Consider the following 15,282-nt stretch of genomic DNA (forward strand, 5'->3'; position numbering starts at 1 on the left):
CGGACCTCCCCGCGCTCAGTCGTCGATGGTGTACGTGAGCAGGGACGAGACGGTGTGGGGCGCGATCCTCGTCGCCTCGCGCAGGGTCAGCCCGGCGGACTCGCCGAGCAACCGGAACCGCTCCTGGTCGCGCAGCGCCGTTCCGAGCAACACCAACAGCCCCAGGTCGATCTCGACGAGCGCGCCGTACGCCGGGTCGGCCGGGTCCTCGGGAAGGACCTGGTCCACCACGACGACCAGGGCGTGGGACGGCGCGGCGGCGACGCACTGACCGAGAACCTTCCGGCTGTCCTCGTCGTTCCAGCAGTGCAGGACGTTGGCCAGCAGGTAGACGTCGCCGCCGCGGGGCAGTGGGTCGAAGAAGCTCTGCCCGGACACCGCGACCCGCTCGGCCAACCCCCGCCCGGCGAACCGGACCCGGCCCTGCTCGGCCATTGGCGGAAGGTCGACCAGCGTGCCCCGCAGTCGGGGATGCGCGGTCAACAACGCCGCCAGCACACGGCCGGTTCCCCCGCCGACGTCCACGACGTGTGCGACGGACTCCCAGTCGAACGCCCGAGCGATTCCCTCGGTGAGCTGGTCGGCCGCGCCGGCGAGGGCCTGGTCGAACCCCGCGGCCAGCTCCGGGTCGTGGTCGAGGGCGGACCAGAGGTCGTGGCCCTGGCGACCATGGCCCTGGCGACCATGGCCCTGGCGTTCGTGGCCGTGGCGTTCGTGCCCCTCGCGTTCGTGCCCCTGGCGCGGCGCCCAGACCGGGCGGCCGTCGCGCACCGCGTCCAGCAGGCGGGCCACCGCCGCGGCCTCCCGCCGGTTGAAGGGGTTGGCCTGGTCGAGCGCGTCGACGAGCCGGGCGGGATGGTCGGAGCGGAGCAGGTGGCCGAGCGCCGTGAGTTCGAGGCGGTCCGGGGCCGGGTGCCGCAGGACTCCACAGTGGACCAGATGGCGGGCGACCCGGCGCAGCGCGTCGGGGTTGGCGCCCGCGCGCACGGCGAGTTCGTCGACGTCCACGGTCGCCCGTCCGATCAGGTCGGGCAGACGCAGGGTGACGGCCACGCGCAGCACCCAGGGCGTGACCAGGGAGGCCATCGCGCTGAGTGTGGACAGTGCGCTCTCGTCGCGGTGAGTCATCTTTGGACGCCTTCGCTCGGCCGGATCGTGGTCCGGCCCTACACACCACTGTGGAGACGGCGTGCCTGGCCGAGGGTATCTCCAGCACACAGCGTGCCGCCCCGCCGTCATCGCATCTAGTGAACCGTCTTCAGGGCCGACCAGGACCGACCAGGACCGGCCGCCACTGACCGCGAGCGACCTCGACCCACCTCGGCCGACCGCGACCGACGCCGTCGCGGACGGGCGTCAGCCGTCGGCCACTCGGGCACATGCCGGCGCCGCACCCACGGCGGGCGGGGCACCAGGCGGCCCAGCACCGAGAAGTGTCACCGGAACAGGGGGTTTGGGTGACGCATTGTGTGCTCGCGGGGCCGGTCAGTACTCCTGCCGGGCACCATCAGACGTGGACTTGGGGTCCTCCCGCTCCGGAAGGCGCTGTCACGTTTCGTGGTCGCCGCCCCCGGAGGTGGTGACGGATAACCGGGCGCATGTGGGGTGGTCGTTGGTCGAGTCAGGACAGTGGACGCGGCACGGACCGCGAGTTCCCGAGGTGGTGGCCGAGGACTTCGCCGCCGACCCCTACACCGCCCTGACCTCGTTGCCCCCCGGCACCCCGATCGCCCGCAGCGCCCGGGGACTCGAAGTGCTCACCTACCGCGCCTGTCAGGAGGTGTTCCAGACCACCGCCCTCACCCCGTGCATGCCCGAACTGCTCAGCGCCCTGGGATGCACCGACCAGGGCGTGTTGCGTTTCGTGGCCGAGGAACTGTTCAGCAAGGAGGACGCCGAACACCTCCGACTGCGCTCCGCCGTGGCCGGCTTCTTCACCCCCGGCCGGATGCGCCGGTGGCGCACGACCATGGCCGAGATCGCCACCGAGATCGTCGACTCCGTCCCCGCCGACGGCCGGTGCGACGCGATGCGGGACATCGCCCAACCCGCCGTCGCGCGCTTCTCCTGCCGCCTGCTCGGCGCGCCGGACTCCGACGCCGACCTGGTGTACCGGCTGTCGGCGGACTTCGGCGAACTCCTGGGCGGGGAGAACGTCTGGAAGTACCCGGACTTCCGGGACACCATCGAGGACTACCTCCGCGACCTCCTCCGCCAACGCCGCTCCGAGCCCCGCGACGACGCGCTGTCGTTCATCCTGCGCGGCGAGCACGAGGGCAACCACAGCGAGGCGGACTCGCTGCGGGTGGCGCTGACGATCCTCGGAGCCGGCAGCCAGATGGTGGCCGCCCAGGCAGCGCTGCTGATCAACGCCCTCGTCGAGCACCCCGACCAGTGGGACCTGGTGCGCCAACAGCCGGACCTGGTGCCGGCCGCGGTCCTGGAGTGCACCCGGCTCCGGCCGACGGTCTTCGCCACCGAACGGATCGCCAGGGACGACGTCGAGATCCGCGGCGTCCCCATCCGGCGGGGACAGTTCCTCTTCGTCCACATCCTCGTGGCCAACCGCGATCCGACGGTGTTCCAGGACCCCCTGCGGCTCGACGTCCGACGCACGTTCGCCACACCGCCGTTGACCTGGAGCGTCGGCCGGCACTTCTGCGTCGGTCGTGCCCTGTCGCTGCTGGCCCTGGAGGAGATCCTCCGGGCGATCCGGTCCCGGTGGGTGTCCCTGCGGTCCACCGCCCGCCCCACGGTCGGCGGTCTCCCGTTCGCGGTCCGGCCGGAGCGGATGCCCATCGTCGTCGAACGCCGACCGGCGCGAGCCAGAGGGGAGTGACCAGGGTGGACAGTCATCGTCCGTCGTCGCTGTCGTACGGCGGGGAAGAGGCGGTGCGACCCGTCGCCGTCCCGTCGGGCCTGACCCCGCCGGACCGCTCCAGCCTGTCCGTGCTGTGCGGCACGGACAACGACCTGTGGGACCTGGTGCGCGCGGTCGTCGCCCGCCAGCCCGGGTCCGTGCGCCTGAGCCACCGCGCACACCAGAGCGCCACGTCGCTCCCGGCGAACCTGCCGTTCTCGGCTCCGATCCTGCCCGTCTGCTGCGCCAGGGCCGAGGGAGCCCACCTGTACGACGTCGACGGCAACGACTACGTCGACTGCCACCTCAGCTACACGGCGGCGGTCCTCGGCCACAACCCGCCCCCGGTCGTCGCGGCGGTGAGGGACCGCATCGCCACCGGCGTCGGGGCCGCCTACTTCTGCCCGGAGCAGGTGGAGCTGACCGAACTGCTCACCGAAACGGTTCCCGGGGCCGACCGGGCCGGGCTGTTCCACACCGGGGCCGACACCGTGGCCGCCGCGGCGCGCATGGCGCGCGCCTCCACCGGACGCCAGGTGGTCGCCAAGTTCCAGGGCTCCTACCACGGGTCCCACGAGATCGGCCTGTACAACAGCCTCGGCCCCGCCGGACCCCGCGACCCCGCGTCCGGGTACGAGCTTCGGCCCGGTGGGAACGGGTTGCGGGCGTTGACCGGGGACGACCTGCTGGTGCTGCCCTTCGACGACCAGGCGGCGTTGGGGCTGGTCGCCGAGCACGCGGCCGACCTCGCCTGCGTCGTGGTCGACCCGGTGCCCCGGTTCCGCGGCCAGGCGCCCCACGCCGCTCGCGAGTTCCTGCGCGCGTTGCGCGCCGTCACCGCCGAACACGATGTGCCGCTGGTCGTCGACGAGGTGATCACCGGGTTCCGCATGGCCCCCGGCGGCGCGCAGGAGGCGTTCGGCGTCACCGCCGACATCACGTGCCTCGGCAAACTCACCAGCGGGCTGGGCGTCCCGCTGTCCGCGGTGACCGGCCGCGCCGACCACCTCGACCGCGCCCGCAGCGACGGCCTGCCCGGCGACGCCAGCAAGACCTGGCTGTCCAGCACCCACCAGGCCAACCACCTGGCCGTGGTCGCGGCGCTGGCCCAGCTCCGGCACCTGCGCGACCACCACGGGGAGATCTTCGACAGGATCGACGGACTGCACGACCTGCTGCGCGCCCGACTGGACGAGTTCGCCCACCGCAGCGGCATCCCCGTGCACCTGCGGGGCCACCCCCGGCACGTGACCCTTCTCGCGCTCGGCGAGCCACTGGACGACCGCGCCAGCTACGAGGAGTGGGCAGAGGAGATGGGTTCCCCGGCGATGGTGCGCGCGATGCAGATGCTGAGCCTGCACCTCCGGCTACGCGGCGTCTACACGCTCGGGGCTCCCACGATGAACCTGTCCGCGGCGCACACCGAGGCCGACATCGACCAGATCACCTCCGCCGTCGCCGACAGCCTGCTGGTGATGGCCCGACAGAACCTGCTCCCGACCTGAACCGCGCTGGAGGGCAGATGACCGCGCTCAGTGACTACAAGTCCCGCAAGTTCGGCAAGGCCTTCACCCTCTTCGACCGGGACGGCGACGGGGTGGTGCGGCGCGCCGACATGGAGTCGGTGGTGCGCAAGGAGGTCCAGCGCAGCGGCGCGGACTACGAGGCGCCGGAGATGAGACCGGTGCGCGTGTTGGTGGAGCGCTGGTGGCGCACGCTCGACCCCGAGGGGCGGGGCGAGGTGGACCACGACGGGTTCGTCACCGCCCTGGTGGCCCTGTCGGACGACCGGGACGCCGTGCGCCACGTCTTCGAGGACGGGGTGCGGTGCCTGCTGTCCCGCATGGACCGGGACGGCGACGGACGCGTCAGCAAGGCGGAGTTCGTCTGGGTCACCCAGGAGGACGGGCTCACCAGCGCCGAACGCGACGCCGCGTTCGACCGCATGGACCGGGACGGCGACGGATACGCCGACGTCGAGGACCTCGTCGCCGACTACGTCGAGCTGTACTGCACCTCCGACCCCGACGCCGCCTGCAACGGCATCGCCGGCTTCCTCTGACCCTGGGCTTGGCCCCGGCCCCGGCCCTGGTCCTGGCCCTGGGCTTGGCCCCGGCGCCGTGATCCGTGACGGCCCCCGTCCCCCAGCAGGTGGCTCCCATGCACGACAACGCCCGCCGATCACGAGAGTTCCCGCTGCTGTCCGGGCAGGAGGGGATCTGGACGGCGCAGATGCTCGAACCCGACGGCACCGCCTACACCTGGGGGGAGCGGATCGACCTGGGCGGTCGGGTCGACCGGCACGTCTTCGTCGAGGCGGCCCACCGCGTGCAGTCCGAGGTCGACGTCCTCCGCATGCGCCTGGTGGACCGGGACGGAACACCATGGCAGCGCGTCGACTCGACACCCGAACACCCACCCCGGTTCGTCGACCTGTCCGGCGAGCCACGTCCGGATCTGGCGGCAGAAGAGTGGATCGCCCAGGACCTGGCGCGCCACACGGCGCTCGACAGACAGATGTTCACCTCGACGCTGCTGCGGCTGACCGACCACCACCACGTCTGGTTCAACCGGCTGCACCACGTCGTCGCGGACGGACTCGGCCTCTCCCTGATCCGAGGGCGTGTCGCGGAGGTCTACACCGACCTGGCGAACGGGGGCCGGCCGCGCCGGAGCGGACTGGGGGAGTACTCCCTGTTGTGCGCCGCTGACCTCGCCTACCGGGGGTCCGAGGAGGAGGAACGCGACCGCGCGTTCTGGTGTGCCCGGCTGGCCGACCACCCCGAGCCGGTGAGCCTGGCCGGCCGTTGGGCCGGACACCGCAAACGGCTGTCCCGCGCCACAGCGCGGTTGTCCTCACCGTTGGTTCTCCGCGTGCGGGACCTGGCGCAGCGGATGCGCACCCGCTCGGCCTGGGTGTTGACCGCGGCCATGGCGACCTACCTGTCCCACCTCACCGGCGCACAGGACCTGCTGCTCGGCCACGCCCGGATGTGCCGCCCGACCGCTGACCTGCGGCGCGTGCCGGGCATGGTGTCCAACGTCGTCCCGGTCCGGGTCCGGCTGTCCCCCCGCTCCACTCCCGCTGAGCTGGTCGGCCAGGTGCGGGACGAGGCCGCGGACATCCGCGGGCACGACCGCTACCGCCTCGAACGCCTCCAACGCGACCTCGGTTCCGTCCCGCCCGACCTGCCGTTGGTGTCCCTGGTCGTCAACCCCATGCCCTTCCCGACCGACCTGCGGCTCGCCGACGTCCCGGGAACCATGGAACTCCTCCAGGCCGGCCCCATCCACGACCTGTCGCTGTACCTGTTCGGCGAGGGCACGGACCTCGTCCCCCGCCTGGACCTGTTCGCCAACGCCGAGGTGTACGACCAGGACGTGCTGGAGGGGCACCTGCGCCGGTTCGTCCGGTTCCTGTTCTGGTTCGTCAGCGTCGCCGGGGACCCCGTGGCCCGGCTGCGCGTGGTCGGCCCCGCCGAGCGTCACGCGCTGCTCGCCCTCGCCCAGGGCCCGCCACCACGCACTGTCCCCGCCACCCTGGGAGACCTGTTCGCCGCCAGGGCCGCCGCCACACCCGACGCGACCGCCCTGGCCACCAGCAACGGTGCGACCTCGTACGCGGACCTGCGTCGCGACGTGCGCCGCTGGGCTCGTGTGCTGCGGGAACGTGGTGTGGGACCGGAACGCGTCGTGGCGGTGCTGCTGCCCCGCGCGCCGGAGTGGGTCACCGCGGTGCTCGCCGTGGCCGAGGCCGGGGGCGCCGTGTTGCCCCTGGACCCGGCGCAACCCGTTGACCGGATCAGGGTCCTGCTCGACAACGCCGACCCGCGGGTCCTCATCTCCACGATGGACAGTCCATTGTGGAGCGAAGATCTGGGTGGGGTCGACCCGATCCTGGTCGAGGGGGGAGAACTCCGACCGGTCGCCACCACGCTCGCGTCGTCTGGGCTGCCTGATTCACCTGATTCGCCTGGTTCACCTGATTCGTCAGGGCCGCCTGAGTCGTCGGAATCGTCCACTGTGGACAACGCGGCGTACGTGATTTACACCTCGGGGTCGACCGGCGCGCCCAAGGGCGTCGTGGTCTCCCACCGCGGTCTCGCGGCGCTGGCCGAGGTCCAGGCCGACCGGTTCGCGCTCGACCAGGACAGCCGGGTGCTGTTCTTCGCCGCCCTCGGCTGCGACGCCGCCCTCGCCGAGGTCATCAGCACCCTGCTGGCCGGCGGAACCGTCGTCATCCCCAGCGAGGCGGAACGCGAACCAGGGCCGGAACTGGCCCGGTTCGTCGCCCAGCACCACATCACCCACGCCACCATCCCACCCAGCGTCCTGGCCGGCATGGACCCCGACGACCACCCCGGGCTGCGCACCGTGGTCGTCGCCGGCGAGGCCTGCCCAGGGGCACTGGTCGCCGCCTGGGCGCCGGGCCGCCGGATCATCAACGGGTACGGGCCGACCGAGACGACGGTCGGCGCCGCGATCTCCGAACCCCTGGCCGGAGCGGACACACCCCCGCTGGGCCGCCCCATCCCCGGCATCGACACCCACGTCCTCGACGCCCACCTCAACCCCTGCCCCGTGGGCGTGCCCGGGGAGCTGTACGTCGGCGGCCCAGCCCTGGCCCGAGGCTACCTCCACGACCCCGCCCTCACCGCGACGCGCTTCGTGGCCAACCCCCTCGGCCACCCGGGCTCCCGGCTCTACCGCACCGGAGACCGCGTGCGGTGGCGGCCGGACGGCGACCTGGAGTACCTCGGCCGCGTCGACGACCAGATCAACCTCCACGGCCTCCGCGTCGAACCGGCCGAGGTTGAGGCCACCCTCACCGCCCACCCGGACGTCGAGGCGGCCGCCGTCGTCGCCCGCCCCGACCACACCGGCGCCGAACGGCTGATCGCCTACGTCGTGGGCGCCCACGGCCGAGAACCCGACACCGCCGAACTCCGCCGGCACGCCCTGACCCGCCTGCCACGACACCAGCTCCCAGCGGTGATCATCCTCCTCGACCGCCTCCCGCTGACCCCCACCGGCAAGCTCGACCGCCGGGCGCTGCCGCCACCCCCGGCCCCCACCGGCGGCCCCGCCCCCAGAAGCCCCCAGGAGCAGATCCTCTGCGGCCTGTTCGCGGAGCTGCTGGACGTGGAGTCGGTCGCCCCGGACGACGACTTCTTCGCCCTCGGCGGGCACTCCCTGCTCGCGACCCGACTGGTCAACCGCGTCCGCGCCTGCTTCGGCGCCACCCTCTCGGTCGACGAGGTCTTCGACGCCCCCACACCGGCGCGACTGAGCCAGCGCGTCGACCACGCCATGGCCCGCCCCGCCCGCCCCACCCCACGCCCGGCGCCCCGGCCCGACCCGATCCCGTTGTCCCACCAACAACGGAGACTGTGGTTCCTGCACCGGATGGAGGGACCCAGCGCCACCTACACCATGGCCGCCCTGCTCCGGATCACCGGGGACCTCGACCACCACGCCCTCCGATCGGCCCTGGCCGACGTCGTCGAGCGCCACGAGAGCCTGCGCACCGTCTACCCCGAGCTGGACGGGACTCCGCGCCAGGTCGTGCTGGCCCCGTCCCACTGGCGCCCCGAACTTCGCACCCACCACGTCAGGGCGCAGGACCTGCGGCACCACCTCGTGGCCACCGCCCGGAAGACCGTCGACCTCACCCGGGACGTTCCCGTCCACACAGAACTGTTCCATGTGGACGACCAGGAACACGTGCTGCTGCTGCTCATCCACCACATCGCCGGCGACGGCTGGTCAATGGCACCCCTCTGCCGGGACATCGCCACCGCCTACCGCGCCCGCCGCGCCGGACACACCCCCACCTGGCCACCACTGCCGGTCCAGTACGTCGACTACACCCTCTGGCACCTCCGGCTGCTCGGCGACCCCGACGACCCCGACAGCCTCTACCGCCGGCAACTCGACTACTGGAGCACGACACTGGCCGGCCTGCCCGAGCAGATCCCGCTGCCCACCGACCGACCACGCCCGAAGGTGTTCTCCCACCAGGGCGCGGTGCTGTCGTTCGACGTGGACGCCGCACTCCACCAACGACTGGAGACCCTGGCCCGCCACCACGACGTCACCCTCTTCATGGTGCTGCACGCCGCGTTGGCCGCGCTGCTCACCCGCCTCGGCGCGGGCACCGACATCCCCCTCGGCACCGCCGTCGCCGGCCGCACCGACGCGGCCCTCGACGACGTGGTCGGCCTGTTCGTCAACACCCTCGTGCTGCGCACCAACACCGACGGCGACCCCACCTTCACCGAACTCCTCGCCAGGGTCCGCGCCATCGACCTGGCCGCCTACGCCCACCAGGACGTGCCCTTCGACGCCGTCGTCGAGGCCGTCAACCCCGCCCGCTCCGCCGCCCGACAGCCCCTGTTCCAGGTCATGCTCGTCGTGCAGAACATCCCGAAGATCCGACTCGACCTCCCCGACGCGCGGACCAGCATGGAACCGCTGTACCTGGACGTCGCCAAGTTCGACCTCGGCATCTCCTTCCGCGAACGCGAAGGCGACGGCGCGACCCCACACGGGCTCACCGCCGTCGTCGAGTACAGCAGCGACCTGTTCGACCGCGAGACCGTGCGGAACCTCGTCGACCGGCTGCTCCACGTCCTCACCACCGTCACCACCCGACCCGAGCAGAAGCTCAGCCAGGTGGACGTTCTCCTGCCAGGAGAACGGGAACGCCTGCTGACGCGCTGGGGAACCTCACCACACCACGTTCCGCCGGCCACCGCCCCGGAACTGTTCGCCCGCGTCGCGACCGACCACCCGGAGCGGGAGGCGGTGCGCTGCGGCGACGACTCGGTGACCTACGCCGAACTCGACCGGCGCTCAAACCACCTGGCCCACCGGTTGCGTCGACACGGCGTCGCACACGAGCGCGTCGTGGCCCTCATCCTTCCCCGCTCCGTCGACTGGGTCGTCGCCATCCTGGCAACCCTCAAGGCCGGCGGCGCCTTCCTCCCCATCGATCCACGCACACCCACACACCGGGTCAACACCGTCCTCACCACGGCACAACCCCACATCGTGCTGACCACCCGTGGACTCGCCCAGGACCTGACCACACCCGCCCCCGCGCTCCTGGTCGACCAGCCAGACCCGGCAGAACCCACCGAGAACACCGCTCTGGACGACCCACGGGTTCGCCCCTCGGTGGACCAGGCCGCCTACCTGATCTTCACCTCGGGCTCGACCGGCGTCCCCAAGGGCGTGGTCGTGCCCCACCGGGGACTGGCCGCCCTGGCCGCCGCCCTCGCGGACAACCTCCGCGTGACACCCGACAGCCGGTTCCTCCAGTTCGCCGCGCCCAGCTTCGACGGGATCATGGCCGAACTCGTCGGCGCGCTGCTCAACGCCGCGACACTCGTGCTCCCCCCGGACGGACCCTCACCCCTGGGACCGGCCCTGGCCGACCTCGCCGCACGCCACCGCGTCTCCCACCTGATCGTCCCCCCGAGCGTGCTGGCCACGCTGCGACCCGACCAACTGCCCGACGTCCACACCCTGGTCGTGGTCGGCGAACCCTGCCCACCCGCCACCGCGCGGGACTGGTCCACCGGACGACGCCTGATCAACGGGTACGGGCCGACCGAGACCACGGTGTGCGCGGCCCTGTCCGAACCACTGTCGGGACGGCGACCACCACCGATCGGACATCCCAGCCACGGCCTGCGCGCCTACGTCCTCGACGAACGACTCACGCCGTGCCCCACCGGCGTGGCCGGCGAACTCTACGTCGCCGGAGACGGCCTGGCCCGCTGCTACGCCGGCCGACCCGACCTCACCGCCGCGCACTTCGTCGCCGACCCGTTCACCGCCGACGGGCGACGGATGTACCGCACCGGCGACCTGGCCCGCTGGCGCCACGACGGCCAACTGGAACACCTCGGACGAGCCGACCAGCAACTCAAGATCCGCGGATTCCGCGTCGAGCCCGGAGAGGTCGAGGCCGTCCTCAGCCACCACCCCGAGGTCGCCCACGCCGCCGTCATCCCCCGCGTCGACCCCACCGCCGGCTCCCAACTCGTCGCCTACGTCACCCCGACACCCCGCCCCCCGAACCCCGACGGCGCCGTCGACCACGTCGAACACTGGCGTCACGTCAACGACGCGCTCTACGCCGCACCGGACGGCAACCCCGAATGGGGAGAAGACTTCAGGGGATGGGTGAGCAGCTACGACGGCGCCCCCATCCCACTGCCCGCGATGCGGGAATGGCGCGACGCCACCGTCACCCGACTCCGCGCCCTGCGCCCCCGCCATGTGCTGGAACTCGGCGTCGGCAGCGGCCTGCTGCTGTCCGCCCTGGTCAACGAGTGCGACGAGTACTGGGGCAGCGACATCTCCCCGGTCGCCGTCGCCAAGCTCCGCGCCCACCTCCACCACCACCCCGAGACGGCCGCCAGAACCCGACTGCGCGCCACACCCGCCCACGACCTCACCGGACTGCCCACGGCGTTCTTCGACCTGATCGTGATCAACTCGACGGTCCAGTACTTCCCCGACACCGCCTACCTCGAACACGTGCTGCGCCAGGCCGTCACCCTGCTCACCCCCGACGGCCGGATCTTCCTCGGCGACATCCGCAACCTGCGCACCCGCCACCTCCTGTACACGGCCATGGAACTGCACCGCCACGACGACCCGGGCGCCGTGCGCCGGGCAGTGGAGCGCCGAGCGGCCCACGAACGGGAACTCCTGATCGACCCCGACTACTTCGTCCGACTCCCCGACCTCCTCGAAGACATCACCGAGGTCGACATCCGCCTCCGACGAGGACGCCAGCACACCGAGCTGACCCGACACCGGTACGACGTCCTCCTGTCCCGCGCCCCCACCCCACCCGTCGACGACGACCCCGTGTCGCAATGGACCTGGGGGAGCGAGACCAACGACCCGGACCGCGTCGCCGCACTCCTGGCCACCCAGCGCCCCAGGACGCTCCGACTGGTCCAGGTGCCCAACGCCCGGCTCGCCGGCGAGAACGCCGCCACCCGAGCCCTGCGCGACGGACAGGACCTGGCGACCGCCGTCCACCAACTCCACCACCCACCAGCCCCGGGCGTCGACCCCGAACACTGGCACGACCTCGGGGACCAACTCGGCTACCAGGTCGCCGTCACCTGGAACGGCGCCTCATCCGAAGGGGACGTCGACGTCGTCTTCACCACCGACCCGACCCGCCCCACCCCGAGCGGGCTCTACCGCCCGGCCCCGCCCAGCGTCGCCCCCGTCCACCTCGCCAACGACCCCGACGCCGCCCAACGCGCCCACCGCGTCGCCAGCACCCTGCGGGACTACCTGCGGGAACGACTTCCCGCACCCATGGTCCCCGCCGCGGTCGTCGGCCTCGAACGACTCCCCACCAACCCCCACGGCAAGGTCGACCGCGCCGCCCTCCCCACACCCGACCTCGACGGGGACACCGGCGGCCGCCCCGCCCGGACCAGCCGCGAACACACCCTCTGCCGACTGTTCGCCGACACCCTCGGCCGCCCCACCGTCGGCGTCGACGCCAACTTCTTCGACCTGGGCGGCCACTCCCTGCTCGCCGCCCAACTGGTCACGCGGATCAACCAGGAACTGGGCGTCAGCCTCCCGCTCTCCGCGCTGTTCGACACCCCGACCGTCGCCGAGCTGTCCGCCACGCTGGACCACACCGACACGTCTCCGGCACCCTCGTCGGCCCGCGCGCACCTGCTGGCCGACGCGACCCTGGCCCCCGAGATCACCACGAACACCAGCCGCCCCGCAGAGACAAGGTGCCTGACCGACCCCGAGCACATCCTGCTGACCAGCGCCACCGGCTTCCTCGGCGCCTTCCTCCTCGCCGAGCTGCTGCACCGCACCCGAGCCCACGTGCTGTGCCTGGTGCGCGCCGACGACCCCGAACAGGCGCGACAACGGCTGCGCGACACCCTGAACCGGTATCGGATCGTCGGCGACCTCCCCACCGACCGGATCACACCGGTCGTCGGCGACCTCGAACAGCCCCGCCTCGGCCTCACCCCCGCCCAGTTCGACCACCTCGCCGAACAGGTCGACGTGATCCACCACGTGGGCGCACGGGTGCACGTCATGCTCCCGTACCGGCAGATCCGCGCCGCCAACGCGCACGGCACCCACGAGGTGCTCCGGCTGGCCGCGGCATCCCGCGTGAAACCCGTGCACCACATGTCGACCATCGGCGTCGCGATCGCGGCCGACGGCAGCAGCCGACACGTGCGGGAGGACTGCCAACTGCCCGTGGAACTGGTCAGCGCCAACGGTTACGTCAGCAGCAAGTGGGTCGCGGAGAAACTGGTGCTCGCCGCCCGCGAACGCGGCATCCCCACAACCATCCTGCGTCCCGGCCGAGTCGGCGGCCACACCCACAGCGGAGTGGGCAACACCAACGACGCCCTCTGGGCACTCATCCGCACCATGCTCGACGTCCGCGCCGCGCCGTGCTTCGCCGGCGACCGCACCGGCATCGACGTCGACCTGGTCCCCGTCGACCACGTCGCGCGGGCCACCGCCGAACTGACCACCCGCCCCGGGGCGCCGGGCAACACCTATCACCTGACCGCCGCGCGACCGGTGTCACTGGACGCGATCCTGGACCAAATGCGCGCGGTCGGGTACCGCCTCGACCCGGTCCCCGTCGAAGAGTGGTTGGCGCGGGTGGACCACGAAGCCACCGCGGCCACAGACCCCCTGCGGACCGCCGGCCTGTGGCACGAGGTGGTCCCCATGCTCCGGGGAGCCTCGGCACTGCGGTTCGACCTCAGCAACACCCGACGTGACCTCGCGGGCGCGGACGTCGACATCCCGGAGATCTCCGACGAGATCCTTCGCCGCTACCTCGACTACTTCGTCGACACCGGATTCTTCCCCCCACCACGCGGACCCCAGGAACGACAGCCTCACCCGAGGTGAACCAGCGGCACCCGAGTCGAGCACGGGGAGAGACCATGGAAGCCGAGCACATCCACAACCTCACTCCGGTGCGGCACCCGTCAACGGACGGGACGGACATGGAGTGGCTCTCCATGATCCTCTTCGGCCATTCGGCCTTCCAGTACCTCAACGCCGCCTGCGAACTGGGCCTGATCGATCTGCTGGCCAGGGGCGAGCCCATGACCGCCCAGCGGATCGGTGAGAGCCTCGGCCTCGCCGAACGCGCACGGGACATCCTCCTGTTGGGATGCACGTCACTCGGGCTCCTCCGACGCGACCGCGAGACCTACTGCCTCGCACCCCGGGTGGCTGACCTGGTGGAGCGCGGAATCTGGCCACACGTCCAGAACGTCGTCGCGTTCGAACAACACATCGTCTACGAGGGGCAGGCCGACTTCACCGAGTCCCTGCGACGCAACACCAACGTCGGACTGCGACGGATCCCGGGCGAAGGGAACGACCTCTACCGCCGCCTGTCGCAGACACCTCACCTGAGCGAAACCTTCTACCGCTACATGAACTCGTGGTCACGGCTGGCCAACGGCCACCTCGCGCGCTGCCTGGACCTCTCCGAGGCCCGCGCGCTGCTCGACTGCGGGGGCGGCGACGCGGTCAACGCGATCGCCCTCGCGCACGCCAACCCCCATCTCCACGTCACCGTTCTGGAGATGCCCGCCTACGTGAGCATGGCGGAGGAGAAGATCAGCGGGTTCGGGCTGGACGGGCGGGTCACCGTCCGCGGGTTCGACCTCTTCGCCGACGAGTTCCCGGATGGCTACGACTGCGTGCTCTTCGCACACCAGATGGTGATCTGGACGCCGGAACAGAACACCGAGCTGTTGCGGAAGGCGCACCGGGCGTTGGTGCCGGGCGGGCGGGTCGTCATCTTCAACTCCATGTCGAACGACACCGGAGACGGCCCGTTGATCGCAGCGTTGGACAGCGTGTACTTCGCGGCCCTCCCCGCGGAAGGCGGCATGATCTACCCGTGGCGGCAGCACGAGAAGTCGATGGCGGACGCCGGCTTCGTCGGATTCGAGAGAATCCCGTGCCCCACGTGGACACCCCACGGAATCCTCATCGGACGGAAACCGAAGGAATGACCGTGAAGGGCTCCCCGGGGTTCCCAGGGCGGAGCCGGGGGAGTGCGGCGGACAGACCGTTGTCTCGGTCACGGGCTGGCCCGGGACTGGGGCGTGCGCGGCCTCGTCGTGGGTCTGAGGCGGCCGACCCAGGCGGAGCGGGGCTGCCTGCTCCGAGCGGTGACCAGGCTCCGGTGGCAGGGGTTGCGCTGGGTGCTGGCTCGGGGGTTCTCGGGCGCGAGCCCGGCATGGTCAACTTCCTGACCAGGGGATTTGACCTTCCGGGGGACGCTGCGTACATTCTCCGGGGCCAGCGCGGAACGGACCCCGAATCGGGGGCCGGAGTGCTGGAGCCGCGAACCAAGCTCCCACCGG

At 71.8% G+C, this 15,282-nt stretch carries 6 protein-coding genes; 5 read left to right on the plus strand and 1 reads right to left on the minus strand.

Going from position 1 to position 15,282, the window contains the following annotated elements; all coding sequences use genetic code 11:
* Positions 1 to 15: 15 nt before the first annotated feature.
* Complete coding sequence (locus LX15_RS01725) at positions 16 to 1,128, minus strand: methyltransferase (protein ID WP_253667642.1); 1,113 nt, start codon at positions 1,126 to 1,128, stop codon at positions 16 to 18.
* 484 nt (positions 1,129 to 1,612) lie between these two features.
* Here LX15_RS01725 and LX15_RS01730 point away from each other — a divergent pair, with 484 nt between their 5' ends.
* The 5 genes from LX15_RS01730 to LX15_RS01760 all read left to right on the plus strand — a co-directional run bounded on the left by LX15_RS01730 (position 1,613) and on the right by LX15_RS01760 (position 14,928).
* Positions 1,613 to 2,839 carry a cytochrome P450 gene (locus LX15_RS01730; RefSeq protein WP_253667643.1) on the plus strand — a complete coding sequence of 409 codons (1,227 nt, stop codon included), beginning with the start codon at positions 1,613 to 1,615 and terminating at the stop codon, positions 2,837 to 2,839.
* A 53-nt stretch (positions 2,840 to 2,892) separates the two neighbouring features.
* The gene (locus tag LX15_RS01735; protein ID WP_253667644.1) at positions 2,893 to 4,365 is read left to right on the plus strand and encodes an aminotransferase class III-fold pyridoxal phosphate-dependent enzyme; all 1,473 of its coding nucleotides are present in this window, start codon (positions 2,893 to 2,895) and stop codon (positions 4,363 to 4,365) included.
* Positions 4,366 to 4,382: 17 nt separating this feature from the next.
* A complete protein-coding gene (locus LX15_RS01740) occupies positions 4,383 to 4,922 on the plus strand; it encodes an EF-hand domain-containing protein (protein WP_253667645.1) in 540 nt (179 codons plus the stop codon).
* 98 nt (positions 4,923 to 5,020) lie between these two features.
* Positions 5,021 to 13,804: a non-ribosomal peptide synthetase gene (locus tag LX15_RS01750; RefSeq protein WP_301303795.1), complete on the plus strand. Its 8,784-nt coding sequence runs from the start codon at positions 5,021 to 5,023 to the stop codon at positions 13,802 to 13,804.
* Positions 13,805 to 13,839: 35 nt separating this feature from the next.
* Positions 13,840 to 14,928, plus strand: a complete 1,089-nt coding sequence (locus LX15_RS01760) for a methyltransferase (RefSeq protein ID WP_301303796.1) — start codon at positions 13,840 to 13,842, stop codon at positions 14,926 to 14,928.
* Positions 14,929 to 15,282 lie beyond the last annotated feature (354 nt).

Origin of the sequence: Streptoalloteichus tenebrarius, from assembly GCF_024171885.1 — a bacterium.
GTDB classification, from domain to species: Bacteria; Actinomycetota; Actinomycetes; order Mycobacteriales; family Pseudonocardiaceae; genus Streptoalloteichus; species Streptoalloteichus tenebrarius.

What these genes read in the sequence shown, in the direction of transcription:
- LX15_RS01740 (WP_253667645.1), top strand. Translation starts at nt 4,383, where the DNA reads ATGACCGCGCTCAGTGACTACAAGTCCCGCAAGTTCGGCAAGGCCTTC.
- LX15_RS01760 (WP_301303796.1), top strand. Translation starts at nt 13,840, where the DNA reads ATGGAAGCCGAGCACATCCACAACCTCACTCCGGTGCGGCACCCGTCA.
- LX15_RS01725 (WP_253667642.1), bottom strand. Translation starts at nt 1,128, where the DNA reads ATGACTCACCGCGACGAGAGCGCACTGTCCACACTCAGCGCGATGGCC.
- LX15_RS01750 (WP_301303795.1), top strand. Translation starts at nt 5,021, where the DNA reads ATGCACGACAACGCCCGCCGATCACGAGAGTTCCCGCTGCTGTCCGGG.